This is a genomic window from Amycolatopsis sp. cg13 (assembly GCF_041346965.1).
Lineage (GTDB): Bacteria > Actinomycetota > Actinomycetes > Mycobacteriales > Pseudonocardiaceae > Amycolatopsis.
On the sequence record NZ_CP166848.1, the window covers coordinates 6379542 to 6405360 of the forward strand.

Here is a 25819-nt window from a genome sequence, read left to right on the forward strand (position 1 = left end):
GCCGCCGCGGCGGGATCGCCTTTAAGTCGGCGTGTGGAGGGGCAGTGCGCACGGCCCCCAGGCCGTGCGCACTGCCCCTCCACACGCCGACGCGATCCCGCGGTTGGGTCGCCAAAGGGGTGGCTGGCTGGGCGAGGTGCGGGCGTTGGCCAGGGCGGGCGTCCCGCCGCCCGGATCCCGGCGCCGTCCGGTCTGGTGCCCTTGAACTTGCGCGCGGCCTCCCCGCAAAACCGGCCACGCCGCCGTCTATCGGCGGTCGCTGGCCTGGGTGGACGGGCCTCCGCTCGGGCGCGGGCAGTAGTGGTTCTGCGGCCATTGGGTGGATGCGGGGGACGGTACTCTCGCCGACACTGGACGCGGCGGACATTCCGTAGTGAGGTGGTCACCATGAGCACGAGCGACGGGACTCCGTTTTTTCCCGCCTCCGGGCCCGACCGGGACGGGACGTTGGCCGGTGACGCTGGAGGCGAGCGGTTCTCCGATCCGTTGTCCGGGTTCGAGATGTCTTCCCGCGCGCCGCGGCCGTTGCCCACTGCCAAGCCGGTCGAGCATGACCCTGAGGCGGTCAAGCGGATGGTCGAGGCCGCGCTGAAAGAGGAAGCCAAGAAGAAGGAAGTCGTCAAGACGCCGAATCCGATCCCGCCGTCCGAGCGGCCGGATCTGGTTCCGCTCGGGCTGTTGCCCCGGCAGCGGACCTGGCCGACCAAGGCTCCTCAGCTGCTGAAGAAGGTGCCCCGGCCGCGGCCGAAGCGGGTGACCGAGATCGCCGACGACGACATCGAGGAGGAGCTCGCCGAGCGGCAGAGCCGACGTGGGATGCCCTCGCTCAGCATGCCCAGCTTCGGCCGTCCCTCCAGCAGCACGGCGGGCGTCGTGCTCGCTGTGGTGTTGCTCATCGTGTTCGGAATTGTCGCGATCGAGCTCATCGCTAGCCTGGTGAGCAGTGTGAAGGGGCTGTTTGGCTGACCCCGGCTGACCTCGTATATCACGGGGCGTGCCCTGCTCGCCTCCGCGGCGGGACTACCCTGGCTGCTACACGGTCGGGGGATCCGCCGGGGTCGCCTGACTCCGCCGTGACAAGTGGGGTGGGCGTATCAGCGAGGGCGTACGGTCGGTGCCGGGCACCGGCCCGGGCGGATCGGGCGGCACGTCCACGATCCACCGGGCCCGCCGAGTGCTGGCGATCAAGCCATTCCGTCGGCTGTGGGGCGTCACGTATCTGTGCAGTGTCGCCGACTGGCTGAACCTGCTGAACCTGACCAGCCTGAGCACCAAGCTCCTCGACAACTACTCCGCGCAGAACTACGCGTTCGTCGGCGTCATCGTCACCGCGCTGCTGCCCGGCCTGCTCTTCGCACCGCTCGGCGGCCTGCTCGCGGACCGGTTCGACCGGCGCAAGATCATGGTCATCTGCGACCTGCTGCGCTGCGGATTCCTGCTCTCGATCGCCGTGGTCGGCGCGCCGTGGTGGCTGTTCGTCGCGAACTTCCTGGTCGGCAGCTGCTCGATCATGTGGATCCCGTCGAAGGACGCGGCGGTACCGAACCTGCTGCGCCGCCCCGAGCAGGTCGAGACCGCCAACCAGCTCGGCATGGTGATGACCTACGGTCTCGCCGTCATCACCGCCGCCGGTGCCAACGCGCTGATCCTCGGCGCGAACTCGACGTTCCACCTGTTCCAAGGCCCCGGCGTCGACCTGTACATCGCCAAGGTCGTCGTCGTCATCACCGGCCTGCTGTACCTGACCAGCGGCATCATCGTCGCCACCCGCATCCCCGAACTGTCCCTGCGCGACGTCCACTCGACGCCGCAGCAGAAGGTCAAGCGGGCCGACGAGGAGAAGTTCGGCTTCGGCGCGATGATGCGCGACGGGCTGAAGTTCGTCCGCAGCACGCCGATCGTCCGCGGCCTGTTGATCGGTGCCTTCGGCGCCTTCGCCGCGGGTGGCGCGGTCATCGGCGCGGCCAAGCCGTACTCGTCCTCGCTGCTCGGCGGCGATGCGGCGTTCAACCTGCTGATGCTGGCCGTCTTCATCGGTCTGGCCACCGGCATGGCGCTGGCCCCGAAGCTCGCGCACCGGCTCCCGCACGACCGGCTGTTCGGCATCTCGATCGTTCTCGCCGGGCTCGCGCTCGGCGTCGTGGCGTTGTCGCCGCACCTGTCGATTTCGGTCGCTGCGGTCGCCTTCGTCGGCGTCTGCGCCGGCACCGCGTTCCTCACTGGCGTCACGATCATCGGCTCCCGCGTCGAGGACGCGATCCGCGGCCGGATCAACGCGATCTACCAGGCGATGCTCAAGATCGTGCTGTTCGGCGCGACGGTGGTCACGCCGGTGCTGATCGGCCTGGTCCGGCAGCGCCAGGTCGACCTGTTCGGTACCCCGATCATCGTCGACGGCACCCGTCCGGTCATCCTCGGCGGCGGCCTGCTCGCCGTGCTGCTCGGGATCATCGCCTACCGGCAGATGGACGAGCGCCGCACCGAGAAGATCTTCAGCGACCTGCGCAACGCGCTGCGCCGCAACCCGCGCCGCGTCAACGGCTTCCTGATCGCCATCGAGGGCACCACCGCGGTCAACACCGCCGAGCAGGCCGCCCGCCTCGCGCGCTGGCTCGGCACCGGCACCCGGCCGGTCGTCCTCACCGCCGACCCGGCGCTCGGCGAGCAGCGCTTCCGCACGCTAGTTTCGGACGCCGCCCTCACCGGCGTGCGGGCGCAGGCGCTCGTCGCCGCGGCTGTGCGCGCCGAGCTGGTGGAACGCCAGATCCAGCCCGCGCTCGACGCCGGGTCCGTCGTCGTCATGGAGCGTTTTGTCGACTCCCCGCTCGCGTCGTTGTCCGCGGCCGGCGAGCTGGACCGCGGCGAGCTGGAAGGGCTGGTCGACTGGGCCACCGGACGGCTTCGCCCGGATCTCACCGTGCTTCTCGACTCCGAACACGCGGAGGATCCGCAGCCGTCGCTGAAAGACGACCAGCTGTGGGTGCAGAAGCTGCTCGCCGAGATGGCCGCCGCCGACCCGGACCGGTACGTGGTGGTCGACGCCGAGGGTTCTGACGGCGACGTCGCGGGCCGGGTCCGCAACGCCGTCCAGTCGGTCTTCGTCGGTTCGCTCGCCGCGCTCGCCCCCGCGGAACCGGCGGAGGAGGAACCCGAGCTGCCGGAAGACGCCGCCGCGGCGGATGTCGTCGAGGCGGCCGAAGCGGAAGCGGCGCAGAACGGCGCGGACGCGCTGCCCGTAGTGTCCAAAGTGGAGGATCGGTGACGACTCCGATCGGCGTCTGGACCGAACTCGTCGGCCAGGAGCCTGCCGTCGAAACGTTGTCCTCGGCGGCGTCGGCGGCGGCCAAAATCGTTGCCGGAGAAGCGGTCGCGCCAGCGGCGATGACGCACGCCTGGCTCATCACCGGACCGCCGGGCTCCGGCCGTTCGGTCGCCGCGCGCACGTTCGCCGCGGCTTTGCAGTGCAGCACCGGAACCGGTTGCGGCGCGTGCCCCGGCTGCCGCACGACGATGGCCGGTACCCACGCGGACGTGCGGCTGGTCGTCCCGGAAGGACTGTCCATTTCGGTCGCCGAGATGCGCGCGCTCGTGCAAGCGGCGGCGCGCCGGCCGACGACCGGCGAATGGCAGGTCGTGATCATCGAGGACGCCGACCGGCTCACCGAGGGCGCGTCGAACGCGCTGCTCAAGGCCGTGGAAGAGCCGCCGGCGCGCACGGTGTTCCTGCTCTGCGCACCGTCGGACCACCCGGAGGACGTCTCCGTCACCATCCGCTCGCGGTGCCGGCTGGTTCCGCTGCGCACGCCGCCCGCCGAGGCCATCGCGCAGGTGCTGATCTCCCGCGACGGCGTCGATCCTGAGCGCGCCAACTGGGCCGCGGCAGTGTGCAACGGCCACGTCGGCCGCGCGCGCCGGCTCGCCACCGACGAAGCCGCTCGGCAGCGTCGCGCCACCGTGCTGCGGATTCCGCTCGGGCTGCGCCGTCCGGACGACGTTTTCACCAGCGCTGACCAGCTGATCAGCGCTGCGGAGGCGGACGCGGGCGAGGAGAGCAAGGGTCGCGACGAGCAGGAACGTTCCGAACTGCGCACCGCGATGGGCGGCGATGGCACCGGCAAGGGCGTCGCCGGAGCGAAACGTGCCGCCGAGGCCGCGGTGAAGCAGCTGGAGAAGCGCCAGAAGTCCCGTGCGACGCGAACCCAGCGCGACACGCTCGACATTGCTTTGGTGGACCTGGCGGGGTTCTACCGCGACGTGCTCGTGACGACTTCGCGTTCCGGCGCGACGCTGACGCATCCCGACCATGCCGAGCAGATCAACTCGGCCGCGGCGGCTTGGTCGCCGGAATCGACGATGCGCCGGTTGGAAGCGGTGCTGGAGTGCCGTGAGGCGATCGGGCTGAACGTGAAGCCGCGGATCGCGGTGGAGGCCATGGTCACCACGCTTCGCCAAGGCTGACTCAAACACCAACGAAAACGGCCCCCTCGCCAGCAGCGAGAGGGCCGTTTCCGTGACTAGCGAGAGTCAGTCGCGCGGATGCGGCGACGGCTTGAACGGTGCGTCAGGACCGCTGGACGGCCGCTTCAGCACCAGCGCGGGACGCCGCCGGTTCGGGAACGCCGCGACCATGACGACGCCCATCAGCAGCATCGCCGTGCCCGTCCAGAACAGCGGCACCGTGTCGTACGCGCCGTTCGTGTAGGCCAGGTGCTTGACCGGACCAGCCGGTGCGGCACCGCCCTGCGGCGGGGCGGGCGGAGTCGTCGTCGAACCGCACACGACGCCGCCAGTCGGGGCGTACGCGCGGGCGATCTGCTCGCCCAGCGACAGCTGCGCCAGCGACGACGGCAGGTTGTCGCCTGCCTGCTTCGGGAGCAGCTCCTTCAGCTTCTGCGTCGGCAGCACCTGAACGTCGAGCAGCCGTGCGGCCGCGCCCAGCTGGTAGCCCTTGAACGGCGTGGTCGCCTCGGACTGCTTCTGGTCGAGGTTCGCGATGCTCAGCCGCAGCACGCCGAGGTCGAGCACCTTCCCGGTGGTGTCGCCGAGCTGCTGCAGGCCCTTCGTCGCGGTGGCGACGAGACCGCCGACCACCGGCACGTTGTCCAGCGCACCGAACTGCTGGCTCAGTGGCGCGAGTGGCAGGCCGATCGGGATGTCCTTGGTCGGGTGCGCCGCGTCGAGCGTGTACAGCGTCTTGCCGCCGGCCCCGATGGTGATCACCGGCGCCTGGTAGTCCACTTTGGACGTCTTCGCGTCGCCGGTTGAGATGACGGTCAGCGTCGGCTGGCTGGCGACCTTGAGGTTCAGCTCGAGCGGCGTGCCCTTGAGGATGTTGATGTCCGCCGCCTGCAGCGTGGACCTCGACTGCACGGCCTTGTTCTTCGAGCCCGGGATGTCGACGAGCTTGACCTGCGACCGCGACGACAGCGTGTTCGGCAGGCTCAGCAGCGAACCGGTGCCCGCGGCGGGCGTCTGTCCGCTACCCGGCAGCAGGCCGCCGAGGCTCTGCAGCCCGCTCTTCGGGTCGAAACCCTGCGCGAGCTGGGTGCCTTGGGGCAGGTTCAGCCCGCCGCCGCCGATCAGTGGGACCTGCGGCAGCGTCGGGAGGCCGTTGAGCAGCGACAGGCTCGCGACGGACGTGCTGGCGTCGGCGATCGTGTCCACGCACGGGCCGAGCGATTCGCTCCAGCGGGCGTGCGCGGTGCCGTTGAGCAGCCCGACGTTCAGCAGCGGGTTCGACGGCGCGTTCAGGCCCCCGCTGATCTCCTTCGGGTTGTCCGGCAGCGCGGTCTGCACGAGGCTGCCCGGCGTCTGCGGAGCCTGGCCCCCGACGGCCAGCCCGAACGGCGACGACTGCGCGATCGACTTCTCGTAGGCCAGGTAGGCCTCCGAGTTCGCCGACGCGCTGGACAGGCCCATGCCCGCCTCGAGCGCGGACTGCTTCGGCAGCGTCTGGCCGAAGCCGGGAAGGATCGTGCTCGTGGTGACCGAGTTCGGCAGCAGCCGCAGGACGCCGAGCGCCGTCCCCGCGTCGCCGACCGCGTGCCCGAGCGGCTGCGGCCCGATGGGCGCGGACGCGGGCGGCTGCGAGGGGTTGTTCGGCTGCGGGATCGGCGTCGTCGGAATCTCCTGCGCACCAGCCGGCGCGGCCAGGAGCAGCAGCAACGCGGCAGTGGCGGGCAGCGCCAGCGCACGGGGCAGTCTTCGCTGCATGTGCCGGGTCCTCCAGATGATCGCCGGGTCGGGGAGTGAGACCGAAGTCATAGGAGCCTAACGACGCGGCCCCCGCAAGGTGACGCACCACGCCTCCGCTACACTGATGACCGTCGCACAGCGGCATGCCGCCTTAGCTCAGTCGGCCAGAGCGATTCACTCGTAATGAATAGGTCGGGGGTTCGATTCCCCCAGGCGGCTCCGCAGGTCAGGCCCCATCCGAGACACCTCGGATGGGGCCTGACTCGTTTCCGGACGGTCCGCAGGCTTGCGCCGAATTCACCCGTTAGGGGAACGCGCCTAGCCGGTCCGTTCGGCGAGCAGTTCCAGCCCGCCGGGCCCGAGCCGCAGGACTGACGGGACCAGTTCCGTCGTCTCGTACGGCGAGCTGAGTGCCTGCTGCCGGACAGTGTCCGCCAGGCCAGAGCCCTCTCTGGTCACGTACATCTCGTCCGGGCAGGGCAGGCCGACGATCAGGTCTCCCGCGCCGAGGTGGGGCGACAGCTGGGCGAACAGATCGGGCAGCGCGAGCGCGGACGCCGCCAGCTGGTTCTCCCTCGTGAGCGAGACCAGCACGTCCTCGCCGGAGGTGCGGACCTCGAGCTTCAGCCCGCGGGCCAGGCAGCCGAACCCGACGTCGAACATCTTCTCGAGCGGTGCGCCCATCTGCTCCTGCTCGTGAAGGGTGATGTGCTGCATCCCGATCTTGCCCTCGGGAGTCCGCGACACCACCGCGAGCGCGACCGACAGCTTGCCGGGCACGAGCGGTTGGTGCGGCAGGGCTTCGAGCAGCCCAGCGCGCGGTGAGGACGCGCTCCAGAGGATCGGCAGTATCTCCTCGGCGCTCTGCTCTTTCCGAGCCATCACCTCGCGGGCTTCGGCGAACGCGCGCTCCCAATCACCGGGAGCGGGCCGGGCGAAGCTGTAGGTGCACTCGGCCTTCCGGAAATTCTTGGCCATGAATTTCTGGTCGGCGGCGGAAGGCTGCCATTCGCTGTACACCGCCGAAACCGCGGACCCGCGCACCTTGTGCTGCTGGCGGACGCTCGCCCACGCCTGCTCGACAGCGTTCTCGGACTGGGTGGGCGCGCTGGCCAGCACGGGTTCGGGGAGACCGTTGATTCGGAAGACGACGAGGTTCTGGGAAACGTCATCGTTCATGGGATTTCCAGAAAGGAAAAGGATCTTCGCATGCTTTCTAGCTACCACAACCGGCGCGCAGTCCGGCGAGGCTGAACGACAGCGTGCGCCGCCACGCGTTCGGGGTTGCCTCAACGGTCTCGCGCACGATCAGCGCGTTCGTGAAGATCAGCAGCATCAGGTCGTCGGACGTGACGTCCGGGCGCAGCGTCCCGGACCGTTGCGCGCGTTCGAGCAGCCGGACCGACTTCGCGAGTTCGGCTGTGCAGCGCGCGGTCAGTTCAGGCGCGTCCTGGAGTTGCCGGCTGATCGCGTCCCGGAACGCCGGGTCGTCGGCTTGCTGTTCGCACAGCGCTGTCACGTAGGTGACGAACGATTCCCACGGGTCGTTGACTGCTTCCGCCCGGCGCATCGCCTCGTTCATCCGCTCGGCGACCAGTTCGGGCATCACCGCGTCGATCAGCGCTTCCCGTCCGCCGAAGCGGTTGTAGAGAGTCCCGGCGCTGACGCCCGCCCGCTGCGCGATCTCCTCCAGCGGCACCGTCAAACCCTTCTCCCGGAAGGCTTCCGCCGCCGCGGTGAGAAGCCGTTCCTGGTTGCGGCGGGCGTCTCGGCGCAGCGTGGGCTTCCCCTCCGTTTTCACCAGGTCATCGTAGGTCCGGGCGAGAAAGTTGACAACGGTCTCAACTTGGCGCCAAAGTTGAGACCGTCATCAACTTATGGAGTCCCGTGTCGAAAACCCTGGTCTTGCTTGGTGCGGGCACCGGCCTTGGGCCCGCGGTCGCCCGGCGCTTCGGCCGCGAGGGATTCCGGATCGCGCTCGTCGCGCGCAACCGTGAACGGCTCGCTGCGTTGGCTGATCAACTGGCCGCGGAGGGCGTCGAGGCCGCGGCGTTTCCCGCGGACCTCGCGCGTCCGGTGGAGATTCCGGCGCTGGTCGACGCGATCCGGAGCCGCTTCGCGCGGATCGACGTCGTGTCGTACGCGCCCTTGGACCTGAACGGGTTCACGCCCGCCGCCGAGCTGACGCCCGCGACCGCGCAGCGGCTCCTCGACCTGTATTTCCTCACTCCGATCGCCTTGGTTCAGGCCGTTTTGGGCGAGCTGCGCGACCGCGGTGAGGGCAGCATTTTGATCAGCCAGAGCGTCTCGGCCACCCGGCCCGCGCCCGTCCTCAGCGGCATCGGTCCGGCGATGGCCGCGACCCGTAACTACATCCAGAGTCTGGCGGCCGAAATCTCGTCCGACGGTGTGCACGCGGCGACGCTCCAAATCGGAGCGATGATCCGGGGAAGCGCCGTCGACGCCGCACTGCGATCCGGGGTTGTCGAGCCCAATTCCGAGTTTCCGGAGATCGATCCCGCCGACATCGCGGAGACGCTGTGGGAGATGCACGTCAAGCGTGACACCTCCGATCTCCAGCTCCCGTAAGGGAATTACTCGGCCAGGTGTCCTTCCGGGGCCTCGGATTTCGGGATCGGCTGCCCGACGCCGGTGGTCAGCAGCGCGTACAGGCTCGTGTTGACGCAGCTCGTCCAGCCTCGGGAGCAATCGGTGAAGCAGGCGCTCTCCGGAGTGAGGCCGTGATGGGTGAAGCGCAGCGTCGTACCGGCCGGGCCCGGCGTGAGGTCGAAGGTCATCCGGGTGTCGGTCCACTCGTCGTGCTGGTCGATGAAGGCGATGTACGCGTCTTCGACGTGCCAGGCGATCCGGCGGCCGGGCGTGAGTTCGGTGACCCGGATCCGGCTCGTCGGGATGCTCTTGTCGATGAACGAGAACTCGTCGCCGACCGCGGTCGCGGTGCCGGTGATCGACTCGCTGAACCAGGCTCGGACGTCGGTGACCGCGGCGAAGACTTCCTCGGGGGTGCGGTCGACGGTCAGTTCGGTGGTGAAGGAGTTCATCGGGCTTCCTTTCGCGAGGTAATGCAACTGAGCGGTTGCGACACTATGGCAACCGAATGGTTGCGTCAATGGGGTGTGGTTGCCTAGGCTCGGCCCGGAAGGAGCACGGCATGGGGTTTCCCGACCGCATCGAGCGGACGGTCGAGCTGGCGCAGCCGCCTGCGACGGTCTGGACGGCGCTGACCACGGCCGACGGCCTGCGCGCCTGGTTCGGCGACGAGGCCGAGATCGACCTGCGTCCGGGCGGTCTCGGCCGGGTTGCGTGGATCGGTGAGCGCAGTGCCGAGATCCGGGTCGAGCGCGTTGAAGAACCTGCGGTGTTCGGCTTCACCTGGCAGGTCGACGGGATGCCGGAGGACGACCCGCGGCGCACGTATGTCGAGTTCACCCTGCAGGCGCGCGACGGCGGAACCCAGCTCACCGTGGTCGAATCCGGGTTCGCGCAGCTGCCGGACAGCCAGTACCCGGCCACCTATCGCTCGCACCTCGACGGCTGGGCGCGCGAACTCGACGAGCTGGCGGCCAGTCTCGATGCCGGCTGATTCCGAAGCGGTCGCCGAGCAGGTTTTCGCCGCGCTCGCCGATCCGACCCGCCGCTCGATCCTCGCCGAGCTGGCCGCACGCGGGCCGGCGACGGCGACGGATCTCGCGGCCCGGCTTCCGATCACGCGGCAGGCGATCGCCAAGCACCTCGGCCTGCTGTCCGACGCCGGGCTGGTCGCCGCGGAACCCGGCGAGCGGCGCCGGGTGCGGTACCGGCTCGATTCCGCGCCGATGCGGGTCGCGCAGCAGTTCCTCGCCGCGCTCGCCCGGGACTGGGACGGTCCGCTCGCCGCGCTGCGGGCTCATCTCGACGGCGAAGAATGACCCGCGATTTCACTCATCTGAGGGACAGAGTCGGCCGACTGGCCAAGCAGTGCGGGCCGGAAGAACGAGGGCAGGGCGGACCAGTCTCGGTTGACTGGAAGCCATGAACAGCGTGCGGAACAAGGCGGTACTGGCCGCGACCGGGATCGCGGCTTTGGCCACGGTCGCGTCGTGCGGCCTCGGCTCCTCGATCGAGGAGAAGTCGAACGGCCACGTGAAGGCGGTTTCCTACGACACCGGAAAACAGGGCAAGGCCAATCCGGACGTCCGGCTTCCGTCGTGGGTGCCCGACGACGCGAAGTCGGTCACCGAGCTGATCCGCACCACCGGTTCGGAACGGATCCTGCGCTACCAACCAGGTCCGTCCAATCTTCCCGCAATCTGCAAGCCGGGGAAGGCCGAAGCGAAATCCCCGACGCTGAACGCGGATTGGTGGCCTGCGGGCGAGCACAAGCGGATGGACAAGGACTGCGGCGGCTGGCACGTCGCGGTCGAGAGCGACGGCGTGTACGGGTATCAGGCCGAAACGGTGGCCAACGCGGACAAATAACAGTGGCCGCCCCGGAAAACCGGGGCGGCCACTGTCTGTCCTCTGTGGTCAGTTGGCGGGCGGGGTCAGCTTCAGCACCGTCGCGGTGGCCTGCCCGCGCGGGGTGCGGTAGCTGATTTCCTCGCCTGCCTTGGCCTTCGACAGCGCGATGCCGAGCGGGCTGTCCGAGGTGATCGCGTCCGCGTCCTCGCCGGGAAGGGTCACCACAGTGAACTCTTCCTCGTCACCGTCGGAAAAACGCAGCGAAACGCGCGTGCCGTCCGGAAGCAGCGAGCTGTCGTACGCGCCGTGCTCCAGCTTCGCGGTGACGTCGGCGATCTGCCGGTCCAGTCGCGCCGCTGCCTCGGCGCGGTCGATCACGTCCGCCTGGTCGGCGGCGTCCCCCGTGCGTTCCTGCTCGCCCGGCTGCGGCGATAGCGCCTCCCGTTGCGCACGCAGGTCCGCGATTTCCTTTTCCAGCTGACGGCGCGCCGCCTCGCTGAGCCCCTTGTCCCCTGAGATCACCATGCCGGGCATTGTCCGCTGCGCGGACCGGGGTGGCCAATCCGGTTTTTCACCCGCCGGAAGACGTTGGGACGACTGGCCTAGGATTCAGGGCTGCCGTCCTGACAAACGTAACGAGGATCACCGTGAGCGCCGTGCCAGCCCGCAACCCCACGCTGTCGCCCAACCAATTGCAGAAGCAGGAACAGATCGTCGAAGCGGCTCGCAAGGTCCTCGCCCGCGAAGGACTCGGCGGCTGCACGGTACGCGCGATCGCGGAGGCCGGACCGCTCACCAAGAGCGCGATCCACTACTACTTCGCCGACATCGACGTGCTCATCGACCGGGCGATGGCCGCGCACATCAACGCTTTCGCGGCGAATTTGCGCACGGTCGCGGACAAGCACTCCGACCCGCGCAAACGGCTTTTCGCGGTGACCGAGGCCTATCTTGCCGAGTTCGCCGACCATCCGCGCGGCGCGTTCCTCTGGTTCGAGTACTGGATCGCCGCCGGCCGCGCGCAGCATCCGCAGGCGATCGACGCCATGCTCACCTCGATCACCGAGTTGCTCGTCGAACTCCTCGCCCCGCTCGACGTCGACGACCCGCGCGCCCGCGCCCGCTCTCTGCTGAGCTACCTGCTCGGCGCGGTGGTGCAGCAACGCGTCCGGCCGCGGTCGTCCGCGAGCCTGCGCGGCGACATCGAGGCGCTCTGCTTCGCCGGGTACCGCTGACGCCGCTTAGGCTCCCGGCATGCCTTTGTTCTCCTTGGACGGCGTCAGCCCGCAGGTTCACCCGGACGCCTGGATCGCCCCCACCGCTACCCTGATCGGCAACGTGACCGTCGAGAAGGACGCTTCGGTCTGGTACGGCGCGGTGATCCGCGCGGACTTCGGCCCGATCATCATCCGCGAGGGCGCGAACATCCAGGACAACTCGGTGATCCACTCCGGACCCGAGACGACCGAGGTCGGCCGCAACGTCACCGTCGGGCACCAGTGCCTCGTGCACGACTGCACAGTCGGCGAACAGGCCTTGATCGGCAACGGTTCCACGGTCCTCGACCGCGCGGTGATCGGACCGCGCGCGTTCGTCGCCGCGGGGTCGACGGTCACGCCGGGCACCGAGGTCCCGGCGGAGATGATCGCGATGGGCAGCCCGGCGAAGAAGTTCGTGGAACTCACCGATTCCGCGCGGGTGTGGGTCGAGCACAACGCGGCGGTCTACCAGGAACTCGCGCGGCGGCACCGAGGCGGTCTCGAGCAGGTCTGAGCCGCTTTCCGCCATTTCACGCTGTCCGGACGCCCCTGGCGCGGTGCACTAAACTTCGTCCCGCAGCAGCGACTGGCGCCATTCAAGAGGTGGAGCACCACCGGGGAGCGACGACGAGGCCGGCACCGCGCGCCTGGGTGAGGGCCACTGCAGAGCCGGAGTACGCCATGACACACCAGCCCGCCTTGTCCGCACTGTCCGCGGCGGATCCGCAGATCGCCGGTCTCGTCGAGGACGAGGCGAAGCGGCAGCACGACAAGATCCGCCTGATCGCGTCCGAGAACTACGTTTCGCAGGCGGTGCTCGAAGCCACCGGCAGCGTGCTCACCAACAAGTACTCCGAGGGCTACGCCGGCAAGCGGTACTACGAGGGCCAGCAGTTCATCGACCAGGTCGAGCAGGTGGCGATCGAGCGCGCGAAGGCCGTCTTCGGCGTCGACCACGCGAACGTCCAGCCCTACTCCGGCTCCCCGGCCAACCTCGCGGTGTACCTGGCGTTCGCCAAGCCGGGCGACAACGTGCTCGGCATGGCGCTGCCCGACGGCGGCCACCTCACGCACGGCTGGAGCGTGTCCGCCACCGGCAAGTGGTTCACGCCGGTCCGCTACGGCGTCCGCAAGGAAACCGGCCGCGTCGACCTCGACCAGGTCCGCGACCTCGCCCGCCAGCACCGGCCGAAGCTGATCTTCGCGGGCGGCACGGCCATCCCGCGCACCATCGACTTCCCGGCGTTCGCGGAGATCGCCCGCGAGGTCGACGCCGTGCTGGTCGCCGACATCGCGCACATCGCCGGCCTGATCGCGGGCGGCGCGCACCCGTCGCCGGTCGGCCACGCGCAGGTCATCACCACGACCACGCACAAGACGCTGCGCGGCCCGCGCGGCGCGATGATCCTTTCCGACGCCGACCACGCGAAGGCCGTCGACAAGGCGGTGTTCCCCGGCCTGCAGGGCGGTCCGCACAACCACACGACGGCCGCCATCGCGGTCGCGCTGGGGGAGGCGCAGCAGCCGTCGTTCTCCGACTACGCGCACACGATCGTCGCGAACGCCAAGGCACTGGCCGAAGCGCTGGTCGAGCGCGGCTACGACCTGGTTTCCGGCGGCACGGACAACCACCTGCTCCTGATCGACCTGACCAACAAGGCGGTGCCCGGCAAGCCAGCCGCGCAGGCGCTGGACCGCGCGGGCATCGAGCTGAACTACAACACCGTGCCGTTCGACCCGCGCAAGCCGTTCGACCCGTCCGGCATCCGGCTGGGCACGTCGGCGATCACCACGCGCGGGCTCAAGCCCGAGCACCAGGTGCAGGTCGCGGACTGGATCGACCGGACGGTGACCGCCGCGGCGGCGCAGCAGGACGGCGCGCTCGACGCGATCGCGGCGGAGATCCGCGAGTTCCTGCAGCCGTTCCCGATTCCGGGCTACGCCGAGTGACGTCGTGAGTGGCGATCGCGGTTCTAACCGTGATCGCCACTCACGAGCTTTTCAGCTGGGTGTTGAGGCGGGCGGCTTGGCGCGTCAGGTGCTCGCTCTCGGCGAGGTTCGGTGCCTTCCCCGCCGCTTCGCGGTACAGCCGGGCGGCCGTGACCAGGTCGCCGTCGCGTTCGTGCAGGTAGGCCGCCACCGCGAGGTACCGCGGCAGCTTGTCGTCCAGCTCCGCCAACGCCTTCAACCCAGCACGAGGCCCGTCCGCCTCGCCGACCGCGACCGCCCGGTTCAGCCGGACGATCGGACTGTCGGTCAGCGCGAGAAGCTCGTCGTACCACTCGACGATCTGCACCCAGTCGGTTTCCTCCGCCGCGAGAGCGTCGGCGTGGAGCGCGGCGATGGCGGCTTGGGCCTGGTACTCGCCGAGTTGGTCGCGGGCCAGCGCCGCCTGCAGGATGTCGACGCCCTCCGCGATCAGCCGGGTGTCCCAAGCACTGCGGTCCTGTTCGGCGAGCGGAACGAGGCTGCCTTCCGGCGTCGTCCGCGCGGCCCGGCGCGCGTGGTGCAGCAGCATCAACGCGAGCAGACCGGCCACTTCCGGATGATCGAAACCGGCCGCGAGCTGCCGGGTCAGCCGGATGGCTTCGGCGGCGAGGTCGAGTTCTCCGGAGTAGCCTTCGTTGAACACCAGATACAGCACGCGCAGCACGGTCGCGACGTCTCCGGGCGCGTCGAACCGCACGTCGGACACCGTCTTCTTGGCCCGGCTGATCCGTTGCGCCATAGTCGCTTCCGGCACCAGATACGCCTGCGCGATCTGCTTCGTGGTCAACCCGCCGACCGCGCGCAAGGTGAGCGCGACGGCCGACGACGGCGTCAAAGACGGGTGTGCACAAAGGAAATACAGCTGCAGAGAATCGTCCACTGCGGACGCCGGACCGGGCTGCGGCTCGGCGTCGATCGCCACTTCCCGGCCCCGCCGCGAAGATTCCGATCGCGTGGCGTCGAGGAACCGGCGCCACGCGGCAGCGATGAGCCACGCCTTCGGGTCGCGCGGCGGATCTTCCCGCCACGCGTCCAGCGCGCGGATCAACGCTTCCTGCACGGCATCCTCGGCCGACGCGAAGTCCGCTCCGCGCCGGACGAGGATGCCGATCACCGCGGGCACGAGTTCCCGCAGCAACTCCTCGTTCATTCGGTCACCGAGGGCGTGACGCCGTAGAACGGACGCAGTTCGAGCCATTCGTGGATCGGCTTGCCGTCCGCGCCGGGAGCCGCGGACAGTTCGCCGGCCAGTTCGATCGCGCGCTCGTAGCTGTCGACGTCGATGATCATCCAGCCCGCGATGACGTCTTTGGTCTCGGCGAACGGACCGTCGGTGACCGGCGGGCGGCCCTCGCCGTCGAAGCGGACCCAGGTTCCTTCCGGCGACAGCGCCTGCTCGCTGACGAACTCGCCGGTCTCCACGAGCCGGTCCGCGAAGTCGCGCATGTACTGGATGTGGGCGGTGACCTCCTCGGGCGTCCACTGGTCCATGGGGACGTTGTTCACCGAAGCCGGCGCGCCGCGGTAGTGCTTGAGCAGCAGGTACTTGGCCATTGTGGTTCTCCTCCGTGCTGGTGGCGGCTCCTTGCCGTCACGTTCGCGCCAGGGACGGAGCCGGTCGCTCGTTCTCGACATCGCCCGGCGAGAGATTAGCGTCACACGATATTTGGTTGATGAATGCAAGCTTTTCGGGAACAGTTGTGACGAGCAAGTAGTTGAGGGATACAAGCAAGTACCCCGGCACTGAGGGAGACCACCATGAGCGACACCGCCACTGCGGAAGGGGGCGCCACCACGAACGGACGGCTTTCACACCGGCAGATCCTCACGGTTCTGTCCGGGCTGATGCTCGGCATGTTCCTGGCGGCCCTCGACCAGACCATCGTGTCGTCGGCGATGAAGACCATCGCCGACGAACTGCACGGACAGAGCCTGCAGGCCTGGGCCACCACCGCCTACCTGATCACCGCGACGCTTTCCACACCGCTGTACGGCAAGCTGTCCGACCTCTTCGGCCGCAAGCCGATGTACCTGACCGCGATCTCGCTGTTCCTCGCCGGCTCGCTGGCGAGCGCGATGGCCGGATCGATGTACGAACTGGCCGCGTTCCGCGCGTTCCAGGGCCTCGGCGCCGGCGGTCTGATGTCGCTCGCGCTGGCGATCATCACCGACATCACGTCGCCGCGGGAACGCAGCCGCTACCAGGGCTACTTCATGGCCGTCTTCGGCGTCTCGAGCGTCGCTGGCCCGGTCGTCGGCGGATTCTTCGCCGGACTCGACTCGTTCGCCGGCCTCACCGGCTGGCGCTGGGTGTTCATGGTGAACGTCCCGATCGCGCTCGCCGCGCTGGTCGTCGTGAGCAAGGTGCTGAACCTCCCGCACACCCGGGTTGACCAGAAGGTCGACTTCCTCGGCGCCGGCGCGCTGACGCTGGGCCTCGTGCCGCTGCTGCTCGTCGCCGAGCAGGGCCGCGAATGGGGCTGGGGATCGCCCGCGTCGCTGGCGATGTACCTGGTCGGCGCGCTCGGCGTGGTGCTGTTCATCCTGCAGGAACGCCGGATGGGCGACGCCGCCCTGCTGCCGCTGCGGCTGTTCCGCAACGGGGTGTTCCGGGTGTCGACGCTGGTCACGGTGATCCAAGGGATCGGGATGTTCGGCGCGATGATGTCGCTGCCGCTGTACCTGCAGATCGTGAAGGGCGCGACGCCGACCCAGGCCGGGCTGCAGATGCTGCCGCTCACCCTCGGGATCATGGTCGCGAGCCTCGGCAGCGGGCGGATCATCGCCCGCACCGGCCGGTACAAGGGCTTCGCGGTCGCCGGACTCGGCCTGATGGCCGCGGCGGTGTACTCGTTCTCGATGATCGGCGTGGACACCGCGCTCGGCGTGGTCATGGCCATCGCGTTCGTGCTCGGACTGGGCCTCGGCTCGACCATGCAGACGCTGACCCTGGCCGCCACGAACGACGTCTCGCCCCGGGACATCGGCGTCGCGACCTCGTCGGTCACGTTCTTCCGGCAGATCGGCGGCACGGCGGGCACCGCGGTGTTCCTGTCGATCCTGTTCAGCACGGTCGGCGACCGGATCGCGGCGGCGGTCCGCTCGGCGATGGCCTCCCCGGCCTACACCGCGGCGCTGGCGCAGCACCCGGAGTTCGCCCGGCAGCTGGCAGGCGGCGGCCTCGACGTGAACGACACCTCGTTCCTGTCGAAGCTCGACCCGGTGCTCGCCCGGCCGATCCTGGAAGGGTTCTCCAGCTCGATGAGCACGGTGTTCCTGATCGGCGGCGCGGTGCTGACTGTTGGGTTCGCGCTGGTCTGGCTGCTGCGGGAGAAGCCGCTCTCGGACAAGTCGGCGATGGAGCAGCGCGCCGAGCAGGAAGCGGGCGAACTGGCCCTCGCGGGCTGACCGGGAAGTAAAAAAGGGCCGTCCACCAGGCAGGTGGACGGCCCTTTTTTACGTGGCTCAGTGGTGCTCTTCGCCGTTGATCTCTTCCTTGGCGAGACGGTCCTTCTCGCGCTCGTACGAGCGGGCGATCTCGGACTCGGCCTCGGCGCGGCTCACCCAGGACGAACCCTCGACGCTCTTGCCCGGCTCGAGGTCCTTGTAGACCTCGAAGAAGTGCTGGATCTCGAGCTTGTGGAACTCGTTCAGGTGGTGGATGTCGCGCAGGTGCTCGAGGCGCGGGTCGTTCGTCGGGACGGCGAGGACCTTGTCGTCCGGGCCCTTCTCGTCGGTCATCCGGAACATGCCGATCGCGCGGCAGCGGATCAGGCAGCCGGGGAACGTCGGCTCCTGGACCAGCACGAGCACGTCCAGCGGGTCGCCGTCCTGGCCGAGCGTGTCGTCGATGAAGCCGTAGTCGGCCGGGTACTGGGTCGCGGTGAACAGGGTCCGGTCGAGCTTGATCCGACCGGTCTTGTGGTCGACCTCGTACTTGTTGCGCTCCCCCTTGGGGATTTCGATCGTGACGTCGAATTCCACGGCCGTCCTCGCTGCTTCTTGACTCTCGGTGTCCCACGCGCTCGTGGGCGGCAACCTAATGACCTCGTTGACGTCACTAGTGTGGACTACGCCCCGTCGGCGGGTCGCGCCGATGTCGGCCAGACGGCATGTGACCTTGGCCCCTCCGGGGGCGGGTGAGAAGGAGTGGTGGGTGCCGGAAAACGACCAGCCGAGGTGGCCCACGGGCGACGAGGACACCTCGTCCCAGGCGGACCGGGCGACCTCCCGCCTCCCCCTGCCCAAGCGCGACGCGGGAGCCACCGCGCAGCTTTCCGTGCCGAACGTCACACCGGGAGACGGGCCGGGATCGTGGTTCCGGCCGAACGTCCCGCCCGAGGAGGTGCCCGGCCTCAACGCGCCCTCGGACGCTCCCGTCGCGCCGCCGGAACCGCCCCGGTCGAACCTCGCCGATCGGATGAGCGGCACGTCGGTGCCCACGCCGTCCGGCCGCGCTGAGGAGCCGAAACCGCAGGCGCCGTGGGTGCCGGTGGAAGGGCCGACCAGGTTCGTGGCCGGGGTGCCTCGGCCGGGGGACAACGCTGGTCGTCCGGACGCTGAGGCGACGGTGCAGTCGTCGACGGTCGAATCCGCGGAGGGGGCGGCGGAGAAGACCTTCCAGGTTTCGCAGCAGCAGCGGAAGCCGTCCGCGGAGGGGGCTGCGGAGCAAACGGTCCGTGCGCAGCCGAATGCTTCGCCTGGTCAGCAGCAGGATTCCTCGCCCGCTTGGCAGGCCGCGCGGAAGCCGGGGAACTCGCTGTTCGAGCCCGCTGGGTCTGGTTCTTCGGGCGACGGGCAGGGGTGGAATCCGTTCCAGTCCGGCCAGCCTGGTCAGTCCGATCAGCCTGCTTCCGGCGAGCCCGCGGGCAAGCCGGGGCAGTTCGCCGCGTTCCGGGACGAAACGCCGGGAACGGGCGACAACAGCCAGGGCTGGGCGGCGTTCCGGCCGATCGTCGCGCGGGACGAGCAGGGGGAGGAACCGCCCAAGGAGGGCTGGGGCGCCTTCCGCAACGACTCCGGCTCCGGCGAATCCGGCACCGCTGGTCAGGCTCAGTCCAGTCGGGGCGACATCGCTGCTCAGCAGGGTCGCGGCGGGGACGACCGGACTGGTTACCGGGGTGAAGCCGGTGGCTCCGGCCAGGCGCAGTCCGGCCGAACCGGCGAGGAATCGCAAGCGAACCGGACCGGCTTCCGTGGCGACTCCGGCCCGGTCCCGGGATCCGCCGCCGCCCGGCTCAACCCGGGCCAGTCCGGCCGAGCCGAATCCCAGGAAAACTGGGCCAACCAGGGGCAGCCTGGCCGAGCCGGGAACGAATCGCGGGAAAACTGGGCTGCCGACCAGGGGCAGCCCGGCCGTGCCGGGAACGAGTCGCGGGAAAACTGGGCTGCCGACCAGGGGCAGCCCAGCCGTGCCGGGAACGAGTCGCGGGAAAACTGGGCCGCCAGCTCCAACCAGGGGCAGCCCGGCCGCACCGCAGACGAGTCGCGGGCAGGCCGCAACGAATCCGGCTCCGAACCGTGGTCGCAGCAGATCGAAATCCCGGTCCGTCCCGGGCTGCCCGAACCGCAGCCCGGCACTGTCCCGCCCGCGGGCGCGGGGCACGTGCGGCCGATGCGGATCGATCCGGCCGGTGGCCAGTTCCCGGCTGAGGCGACCGTCGGGATCCCCCGGCCGCCCGAGGGCTTCGCGAACCAGGGGCCGTCGGAGGCGACCGTCGGCATTCCCGCGCAGGCCGAAGGCTTCGCGGAACGCCCAGGTCCGGAGCAGATTCCGCCGCGCGATGCCGCGGAACCCCCGGAGCCTCCCGCCGGGGCCGGGCCGATCCCGCCGCAGGACGACGCGCCTCGTCCCGAAGGGAAGAAGCCACGCCGGAAGGCGTTGATCCTGGCGCTCGTCGTGCTGCTTCTGCTGGCCGCCGCGGGTGGCGCGTCGGCCGTGCCCGCCGTGTCCAACCGGCTCGGGTTGCCGTGGGCGCCGAACGCGCCGAAGGGCAGCGAACCGGACCCGTCCGACGCCAGCCTCGCGCTGCACGGCCCGGACACCTCGGCGCAGGGACCGTCCGCGAACGGCGTCGCCTCGAAGCTGTCCGGTCCGGCCGGTGCGGCGGCGCTTTCCCAGCTCAGCGGCAGTGTGATCGATCCGGCCAACGGCACGGTGCTGTGGGACCACGCGTCGAACACGCCGCTGACCCCGGCGTCGACCACGAAGATCCTCACCGTCTCCGCCGCACTGCTCGCGATGGAGCCGACGAAGCGGATCTCCACCAAGATCGTCCAGGGCGCGCAGCCGGGCACGGTCGTCATCGTCGGCGGCGGCGACCCGTCGCTCACCGCGCTGCCGGTCGGCACCGATTCGCCGCTCTACCCGGGCGCGGCGCACGTCGACGACCTCGTCAACCAGGTCAAGAAGGCCGGCGGCAACGTCACGAAGGTCCAGCTCGACGCGAGCGCCTTCAGCGGCCCGAACACCGCGCCGGGCTGGGAGCCGGGCGACGCGCCGTCGCTGTACGGCGCTCCGATCGTCCCGGCCATGACCGACGGCGGACGCGGCAACCCGAAGGTCGACGAGACCATGCGCTCGGGCAACCCGGGGACCGCGCTCACCCAGCTCGTCGCGGACAAGCTCGGCGCGAGCCCGGCCGGTGCCGCCAAGGCTCCGGACGGTGCGAAGGTGCTCGGCGAAGTCCAGTCGGCTCCGCTGCCCGACCTCGCGTACGCGCTGCTGCAGATCTCCGACAACGTGCTCGCCGACTCGCTCGGCCGCCAGGTCGCGATGGCCACCGGCGGGGAAGCGTCGTTCGCCGGTGCCGCCGCCGCGGTGAAGAAGGTGTTGGCGGACCACGGTTTCGACGTCAACGGCCTTCAGCTGTTCGACACGAGCGGACTGTCCAATCAGAACAAGGTGCCCGCCAGGCTGCTGGCGCAGGTGCTCGCGGCGGCGGCCGGTCCGGACGGCAAGGACCCGAACACGCCGAAGCTGCGTCCGCTGCTGGCCGGTCTTCCGGTCGCGGGCAGCCCGGAAGGCACGCTGCACGGCCGGTATCACTCGGACCAGACCCAAGGGGGCAGGGGCTGGGTGCGGGCCAAGACCGGCACGCTCACCGGCGTCAACACCCTGGCGGGGTATGTGCTCGACAGCGACAACCGCGTGCTCGCCTTCGCGTTCATGTCCAACGGCTCGGAGAAGAACTCGGGACAGGCGGCGCTCGACGTGCTGGCGACGGCGTTGCGGGGCTGCGGCTGCAAGTAACCGGCACTGAGCCGACTCGCTGAACCCGCTCGGCTGAGCTGCCCACAATTCCGGGCCGGAAGGTAGCGTCGGAGGGGTGAGCCAGGAAACCGAGACCCGACGGCGGCCCATGGTCGACTGGGACCGGGCAGCCGCCACCGGCGCGCTGCTGGTGCGCGGCGGCCCGCAGGTCGCGCGCGGCGAGGCCGATCGCGCGGTGGTCGACCTGCGGGAGCTGACCGCCGAGGCGGAGGGGCACGTCCGCGAGCTGACCGGCCTCGGCCTCGACCTGCCGCTGCTGCCCGGCACCGTGGTGGACCGGCCCGGCTGGGTCCGGTCCGCGGCGTCCGGTCTCGGCGTGCTCACCGGGCGCGCGCTGCCCGCGGCGCAAGGCGGTCCGCTCGGGCCGATCCTGGCGTCCGGCGCCGGCGTGCAGACCGGGTTGCTGCTCGCGTTCCTGGCGTCTCGCGTGCTCGGCCAGTACGACCCGTTCGGCGGCGAGGAGAACAAGGGCGAGCTGCTGCTCGTCGCGCCGAACGTGGTGGCCGCCGAACGCGCGCTGAAGGTGCCCGCGCGCGATTTCCGGCTGTGGGTCTGCCTGCACGAGTGCACGCACCGGCTGCAGTTCACCGCGGTGCCGTGGCTGCGCGACTACTTCGCCGACGAGGTCGAACGGCTCGTGTCCGGGCTCGCGGAGAGTTCCACCGACGGCCTGGCCGAACTGGTCGGCAGGCTGCCCGACGCGCTGCGCAACCGCGGCAAGGGCGGCGGCATCGCGGAGTTGCTGCAGTCGCCGAAGGAGCGTTCGGTTTTCGACCGGCTGCTGGCGTTGTCCACGCTGCTGGAAGGCCACGCGGACTACGTGATGGACGCGGTCGGTCCGCAGGTCGTGCCCAGCGTCGAACAGATCCGGGCGCGGTTCACCGCGCGTCGCCAGGGCGGCGGGCTTTTCGACCGGTTGCTGCGGGCGGTCCTCGGGCTCGACGCGAAGATCCGCCAGTACGAGGAAGGCGCGAAGTTCACGCGGCACGTGGTCGACGCGGTCGGGATGGACGGGTTCAACAAGGTTTGGCGCTCGCCGAACACGTTGCCGACCCGCGCCGAGATCGCCGACCCCGCGGCCTGGGTGCGGCGACTGCACGGGTGAGTGCGCTCGCCGCGGTCCGGACAGCGGTTCGCGATTTCCTCGCGACGGTCGCTGTTCCCGGCGAAGTGTGCGTCGCGGTGTCGGGCGGCGCGGACTCCCTAGCGCTCGCTGAAGCGACGGCGTACGTCCTTCGGCATCGAGACGTCCGTACGCGGGCTCTCGTCGTCGACCATGGCCTTCAGGCCGATTCAGCCGTCGTAGCCGCCGAAGCGGCGACTGTCGTGAAGGGCGTCGGCATCGACGTCGTCGAGGTGCACGCTGTGCACGTCGTAGGCAAAGGCGGTCCCGAAGCAGCCGCGCGCGCTGCGAGGTACCACGCGCTTCGCGAAGCGTTGCCAAACGGCGAAGGGCTCGTATTGCTCGGTCACACTCAAGACGACCAAGCCGAGACGGTGCTGCTCGGTCTAGGCCGTGGCTCCGGACCGCGGTCGCTGGCCGGAATGCGTCCGCACGATCCGCCGTGGGGCCGTCCGCTGCTTGGCATCACTCGCGCGCAAACCGTTGCGGCGTGTGCAGAACTCGGCCTAGAGCCGTGGCAAGACCCGCACAACGCCGATCCCCGCTTCACTCGTGTACGGCTGCGTACGGAAGCACTGCCACTCCTGGAGGACGTGCTGTCGGGTGGAGTCGCTCCAGCTTTAGCCCGTACGGCCGCACAGTTGCGCGAAGACACCGAGGCGTTGGACACACTCGCCGCGCGCGTCCACGAGCGCGCGGCCCGCGAAGACGACCTCGACGTAGCCGTGCTCGCGGCCGAGCCCGCTGCGCTGCGCAGACGGGTTCTCCGCAGGTGGCTGCTGGACTCCGGGGTCCGCGAGCTGACCGACGCGCACCTGCGGTCGGTCGACGCGCTCGTGGCCCGCTGGCGGGGGCAGGGCGGGGTCTGGCTGCCGGGCAACTTGGAGGCTCGACGGCGGCGTGGCAGGCTTTCGCTTGCCGGACCCGAACCCACCACCCGAGGGGAATGACCCGTGTACGAGGGCGAGATCGCCTCCGTGCTCATCACCGAGCAGCAGATCAAAGACAAGATCGCGGAGCTGGCGGCGAAGATCGCCGCGGACCACCCGGAAAACGGCCAGGGCGACCTCCTCCTGGTCGGCGTCCTCAAGGGCGCCGTCATGTTCATGACCGACTTCGCGCGGGCGCTTCCGGTGCCGACGCAGCTGGAGTTCATGGCCGTGTCGTCCTACGGGTCGTCGACCTCGTCGTCGGGGGTGGTGCGGATCTTGAAGGACCTCGACCGCGACATCGCCGGCCGCGACGTCCTGATCGTCGAGGACATCGTCGACTCCGGGCTCACCCTGTCCTGGCTGCTGAAGAACCTGGCGAGCCGCAACCCGGCCTCGCTCGAGGTCGTCTCGCTGCTGCGCAAGCCGGAAGCCGTGAAGGTCGAGGTGCCGGTGAAGTACATCGGCTTCGACATCCCCAACGAGTTCGTCGTCGGCTACGGCCTCGACTACGCCGAGCGCTACCGCGACCTGCCCTACATCGGCACGCTCGATCCGCACGTCTACACGTCCGGTTAGTCCGGTTCGCGGTAATCCTTTCAGGTACGGAACCCGGAAGCCCGAAATCGCGTCATAGGGCTCGACCAGGTGCGTTAACCTATGCGAAGACCTATTGCCATGCGGACGAGTGACACCAGCCGACGGGCTGGTCCTCGCGCGGGGGAACGGAGAGAGGGCAGATGGGCAACAACAGCTCGGCGGATGCCGCGGCGTTCAAGAACGCCGCTGTCAACGGCCAGGTCGGCATCGACCCGGACGCCGCGCAGACCGTGCTGAAGAAGATCCGGACCGGGCGGGACGCGATCGAAGCCCTCCTGAACAGCGCGGGCACGCTCGCGCAGCCGCCGAAGCTCGGCGCGAACCCGGTCGGCAAGGCGATGGCGACCAAGTTCGTGCAGCGCGCCGACGGCGGCGGCGACTCCTACTCGTCCGCGCTGCAGAACCTGCTCGGCCAGTACCAGGCGGCGGAGGAAGGCATCGTCGCGGCGATGGCCCGCTACCACGAGATCGACCAGTCCGCCGGCGACCCGTTCCGCAACAAGGCCTGACGTCCTAGGGGGATCACGCAGTCATGGCACCGAACACCAACACCTCGGGCCCGGACGGCTCGGGCTACAACACCTCCGGCTACGGCACCTCGTCCTCGGCTCCCGCGCCCGGCTCCGTCGTCGCGATGGGCCCGAACTCGGCGACCAACGACATCGTGTCGTCCGCGCGCAGCAGCTCCGGCGGCTTCGAGATCGGCGGCGACCGCGCCATCGGCAACCCGCCGAACTGGCAGTCGCAGGAAAGCCACCAGCTCTACGTCGGCGCGACCACCGACAACGACCCGGGCACCGCCGAGTCCGCCGGGCAGCACTGGACCAAGCACGGCACCGAGCTGAAGCAGGCGTCCGACGACCTGTACAACGCGATCACCGAACTGGGCCACGCCTGGGTCGGCCAGGGCGCGGCGGGTGCGCAGGGCGCGCTCGTGGCGATCGCCAACTCGGGCACGCAGGCCTCTGACGCCGCGCACACGATGGCCGACAAGCTCGCCCGGCAGGCCGCCGCGGCCGCCGAGGTCAAGAAGATGCCGGCCCCGCGCGACTACGACCCGAAGCAGGCCATGACGGCCGCGCTCGCGGGCGGCCCGGCCGCGCTGGCCGCGGACCAGAAGGCGCAGGCGGACGCCGCGAACGACGTCAAGGCGCAGCAGGTCGCGTTCTTCAACGCCTACACCCAGGCGATGACCGAGGTCGACGGCTCGACCCCGAGCTTCGGCCCGGACTCGCTCGGCATGAAGCCGACCGCGAACCACTTCAACGGCAACTCGTTCACCAACGTCAACAACATCGGCCACACGGACGGTCCGGGCGCGCTCGGCTCCCCGGGCAGCTTCGGCACGGTCGGCGCGCACGGCGCGGTCGGCGGCGCGGGTGTCGCCGGGCACGGCGCTCCGGCGCACGTCTCGGCCGACTCGGGCAAGTACGGCACCTCCGGTCTCGAGGGCGGCGCGCTCGCCGGCGGCACCGGCGTGGGCACGGGTGTCGGCGTCGGTTCCGGCGTCGGCGCGGCCCCAGCCCCGGCCGCTCCCGCGAGCACGGGCGGCAGCGGCCTCGGTTCCGCGCTCGGCCTCGGCGCCATCGGCGCGGGCGCCGGTCTCGCCGGCGGCAAGCTCGGCGAGGGCAACCGCAGCGGTTCGCGCAAGGAGGAGGAAGGCAAGACCTCCGCGGCGTCCGAGCACCAGAGCGGGCAGAGCGCCGCGTCGGCGGCTCCGCAGCAGCAGGGCGTGGTCCCGGCGGGCGGCACCATCGGCCAGTCCCAGGGCGGCATGAGCCCGATGGGCGGCATGGGCGGTGCGGGCGCGCACGGCGGCGCGGGCCAGGAGGACGAGGAGCACACGCACGCCTCGTTCCTCATCGAGCCGGACCCGGACGACGCGTTCGGGGCCAACGAAGCCACCCCGCCGCCGGTCATCGGCGCGTGGTCGGACGACGACAACTGACGCAGTGCTCGCGGGCGCGTGACCGGACCGGTCACGCGCCCG

At 70.0% G+C, this 25819-nt stretch carries 25 protein-coding genes and 1 tRNA gene; 18 read left to right on the forward strand and 8 right to left on the reverse strand.

From position 1 onward, the window contains the following. The first annotated feature begins 387 nt into the window (after nucleotides 1-387). The 3 genes from AB5I40_RS29760 to AB5I40_RS29770 all read left to right on the forward strand — a co-directional run bounded on the left by AB5I40_RS29760 (nucleotide 388) and on the right by AB5I40_RS29770 (nucleotide 4458). A complete protein-coding gene (locus AB5I40_RS29760; RefSeq protein ID WP_370933580.1) occupies nucleotides 388-966 on the forward strand; it encodes a hypothetical protein in 579 nt (192 codons plus the stop codon). A 148-nt stretch (nucleotides 967-1114) separates the two neighbouring features. Then, nucleotides 1115-3262, forward strand: coding sequence for a bifunctional MFS transporter/dTMP kinase (locus tag AB5I40_RS29765; RefSeq protein ID WP_370933582.1), 2148 nt, complete (start codon nucleotides 1115-1117; stop codon nucleotides 3260-3262). Next, on the forward strand, nucleotides 3259-4458 hold the full coding sequence (locus AB5I40_RS29770; RefSeq protein ID WP_370933583.1) for a DNA polymerase III subunit delta': 1200 nt from the start codon (nucleotides 3259-3261) through the stop codon (nucleotides 4456-4458). The genes AB5I40_RS29765 and AB5I40_RS29770 overlap by 4 nt, the downstream gene beginning before the upstream one ends. 66 nt (nucleotides 4459-4524) lie before the next feature. On the opposite strand, the gene AB5I40_RS29775 is transcribed toward AB5I40_RS29770, so the two are convergent. After that, nucleotides 4525-6213 carry a hypothetical protein gene (locus AB5I40_RS29775; protein ID WP_370933584.1) on the reverse strand — a complete coding sequence of 563 codons (1689 nt, stop codon included), beginning with the start codon at nucleotides 6211-6213 and terminating at the stop codon, nucleotides 4525-4527. 127 nt (nucleotides 6214-6340) lie between these two features. Here AB5I40_RS29775 and AB5I40_RS29780 point away from each other — a divergent pair. Next, nucleotides 6341-6414, forward strand: a tRNA-Thr gene (locus AB5I40_RS29780). A gap of 99 nt (nucleotides 6415-6513) precedes the next feature. On the opposite strand, the gene AB5I40_RS29785 is transcribed toward AB5I40_RS29780, so the two are convergent. Together AB5I40_RS29785 and AB5I40_RS29790 are read right to left on the reverse strand one after the other, a co-directional pair. Continuing rightward, the gene (locus AB5I40_RS29785; RefSeq protein WP_370933585.1) at nucleotides 6514-7374 is read right to left on the reverse strand and encodes a hypothetical protein; all 861 of its coding nucleotides are present in this window, start codon (nucleotides 7372-7374) and stop codon (nucleotides 6514-6516) included. Nucleotides 7375-7411: 37 nt separating this feature from the next. Then, nucleotides 7412-7996, reverse strand: coding sequence for a TetR/AcrR family transcriptional regulator (locus tag AB5I40_RS29790; RefSeq protein WP_370933586.1), 585 nt, complete (start codon nucleotides 7994-7996; stop codon nucleotides 7412-7414). An 86-nt stretch (nucleotides 7997-8082) separates the two neighbouring features. Between AB5I40_RS29790 and AB5I40_RS29795 the strand changes: the two genes are divergently transcribed. Beyond that, nucleotides 8083-8784: an SDR family NAD(P)-dependent oxidoreductase gene (locus AB5I40_RS29795; RefSeq protein ID WP_370933587.1), complete on the forward strand. Its 702-nt coding sequence runs from the start codon at nucleotides 8083-8085 to the stop codon at nucleotides 8782-8784. A gap of 5 nt (nucleotides 8785-8789) precedes the next feature. Here AB5I40_RS29795 and AB5I40_RS29800 read toward each other — a convergent pair whose 3' ends face one another. Then, complete coding sequence (locus AB5I40_RS29800) at nucleotides 8790-9257, reverse strand: SRPBCC domain-containing protein (RefSeq protein ID WP_370933588.1); 468 nt, start codon at nucleotides 9255-9257, stop codon at nucleotides 8790-8792. Between the two features lie 110 nt (nucleotides 9258-9367). Here AB5I40_RS29800 and AB5I40_RS29805 point away from each other — a divergent pair, with 110 nt between their 5' ends. From AB5I40_RS29805 to AB5I40_RS29815, 3 genes are all read left to right on the forward strand, one after another. Next, nucleotides 9368-9799, forward strand: a complete 432-nt coding sequence (locus AB5I40_RS29805; protein WP_370933589.1) for an SRPBCC domain-containing protein — start codon at nucleotides 9368-9370, stop codon at nucleotides 9797-9799. Further along, complete coding sequence (locus AB5I40_RS29810; RefSeq protein ID WP_037369195.1) at nucleotides 9789-10124, forward strand: helix-turn-helix transcriptional regulator; 336 nt, start codon at nucleotides 9789-9791, stop codon at nucleotides 10122-10124. Before AB5I40_RS29805 ends, AB5I40_RS29810 begins: the two co-directional genes overlap by 11 nt. A 103-nt stretch (nucleotides 10125-10227) precedes the next feature. Then, nucleotides 10228-10674: a hypothetical protein gene (locus AB5I40_RS29815; RefSeq protein ID WP_370933590.1), complete on the forward strand. Its 447-nt coding sequence runs from the start codon at nucleotides 10228-10230 to the stop codon at nucleotides 10672-10674. Between the two features lie 48 nt (nucleotides 10675-10722). Here the strand turns inward: AB5I40_RS29815 and AB5I40_RS29820 are convergent, their stop codons facing one another. Then, nucleotides 10723-11181 (reverse strand): GreA/GreB family elongation factor, encoded by a 459-nt coding sequence (locus AB5I40_RS29820; RefSeq protein ID WP_344265572.1) that lies wholly within the window; start codon nucleotides 11179-11181, stop codon nucleotides 10723-10725. Between the two features lie 122 nt (nucleotides 11182-11303). On the opposite strand from AB5I40_RS29820, the gene AB5I40_RS29825 reads away from it, so the two are divergent. From AB5I40_RS29825 to glyA, 3 genes are all read left to right on the forward strand, one after another. Next, nucleotides 11304-11891 (forward strand): TetR/AcrR family transcriptional regulator, encoded by a 588-nt coding sequence (locus AB5I40_RS29825; protein ID WP_370933591.1) that lies wholly within the window; start codon nucleotides 11304-11306, stop codon nucleotides 11889-11891. A gap of 19 nt (nucleotides 11892-11910) precedes the next feature. Further along, nucleotides 11911-12429: a gamma carbonic anhydrase family protein gene (locus tag AB5I40_RS29830; protein WP_370933592.1), complete on the forward strand. Its 519-nt coding sequence runs from the start codon at nucleotides 11911-11913 to the stop codon at nucleotides 12427-12429. 167 nt (nucleotides 12430-12596) lie between these two features. Further along, the gene (gene glyA, locus AB5I40_RS29835) at nucleotides 12597-13865 is read left to right on the forward strand and encodes a serine hydroxymethyltransferase (RefSeq protein WP_370933593.1); all 1269 of its coding nucleotides are present in this window, start codon (nucleotides 12597-12599) and stop codon (nucleotides 13863-13865) included. A gap of 40 nt (nucleotides 13866-13905) precedes the next feature. On the opposite strand, the gene AB5I40_RS29840 is transcribed toward glyA, so the two are convergent. Together AB5I40_RS29840 and AB5I40_RS29845 are read right to left on the reverse strand one after the other, a co-directional pair. Beyond that, entirely contained in the window at nucleotides 13906-15054 is a 1149-nt protein-coding gene (locus tag AB5I40_RS29840; RefSeq protein WP_370933594.1) for an RNA polymerase sigma factor, read from the reverse strand. Next, nucleotides 15051-15458 (reverse strand): YciI family protein, encoded by a 408-nt coding sequence (locus AB5I40_RS29845; RefSeq protein WP_370933595.1) that lies wholly within the window; start codon nucleotides 15456-15458, stop codon nucleotides 15051-15053. The genes AB5I40_RS29840 and AB5I40_RS29845 overlap by 4 nt, the downstream gene beginning before the upstream one ends. A 204-nt stretch (nucleotides 15459-15662) precedes the next feature. On the opposite strand from AB5I40_RS29845, the gene AB5I40_RS29850 reads away from it, so the two are divergent. Then, entirely contained in the window at nucleotides 15663-17312 is a 1650-nt protein-coding gene (locus AB5I40_RS29850; protein ID WP_370933596.1) for an MDR family MFS transporter, read from the forward strand. Between the two features lie 57 nt (nucleotides 17313-17369). Here AB5I40_RS29850 and AB5I40_RS29855 read toward each other — a convergent pair whose 3' ends face one another. Further along, nucleotides 17370-17888 (reverse strand): inorganic diphosphatase, encoded by a 519-nt coding sequence (locus AB5I40_RS29855; protein WP_009084318.1) that lies wholly within the window; start codon nucleotides 17886-17888, stop codon nucleotides 17370-17372. Nucleotides 17889-18060: 172 nt separating this feature from the next. Between AB5I40_RS29855 and dacB the strand changes: the two genes are divergently transcribed. The 6 genes from dacB (at nucleotide 18061) to AB5I40_RS29885 (ending at nucleotide 25777) form a co-directional block, all read left to right on the forward strand. Continuing rightward, the gene (dacB, locus tag AB5I40_RS29860) at nucleotides 18061-21156 is read left to right on the forward strand and encodes a D-alanyl-D-alanine carboxypeptidase/D-alanyl-D-alanine-endopeptidase (protein WP_370933597.1); all 3096 of its coding nucleotides are present in this window, start codon (nucleotides 18061-18063) and stop codon (nucleotides 21154-21156) included. Nucleotides 21157-21265: 109 nt separating this feature from the next. Beyond that, nucleotides 21266-22282 (forward strand): zinc-dependent metalloprotease, encoded by a 1017-nt coding sequence (locus AB5I40_RS29865; protein WP_344266689.1) that lies wholly within the window; start codon nucleotides 21266-21268, stop codon nucleotides 22280-22282. Continuing rightward, the gene (gene tilS / locus AB5I40_RS29870; RefSeq protein ID WP_370933598.1) at nucleotides 22279-23250 is read left to right on the forward strand and encodes a tRNA lysidine(34) synthetase TilS; all 972 of its coding nucleotides are present in this window, start codon (nucleotides 22279-22281) and stop codon (nucleotides 23248-23250) included. The genes AB5I40_RS29865 and tilS overlap by 4 nt, the downstream gene beginning before the upstream one ends. A 3-nt stretch (nucleotides 23251-23253) precedes the next feature. Beyond that, nucleotides 23254-23808 (forward strand): hypoxanthine phosphoribosyltransferase, encoded by a 555-nt coding sequence (hpt, locus tag AB5I40_RS29875; protein ID WP_037369179.1) that lies wholly within the window; start codon nucleotides 23254-23256, stop codon nucleotides 23806-23808. A 161-nt stretch (nucleotides 23809-23969) separates the two neighbouring features. Further along, nucleotides 23970-24338, forward strand: a complete 369-nt coding sequence (locus AB5I40_RS29880; RefSeq protein WP_370933599.1) for a hypothetical protein — start codon at nucleotides 23970-23972, stop codon at nucleotides 24336-24338. Between the two features lie 23 nt (nucleotides 24339-24361). After that, on the forward strand, nucleotides 24362-25777 hold the full coding sequence (locus AB5I40_RS29885) for a hypothetical protein (RefSeq protein WP_370933600.1): 1416 nt from the start codon (nucleotides 24362-24364) through the stop codon (nucleotides 25775-25777). Nucleotides 25778-25819 lie beyond the last annotated feature (42 nt).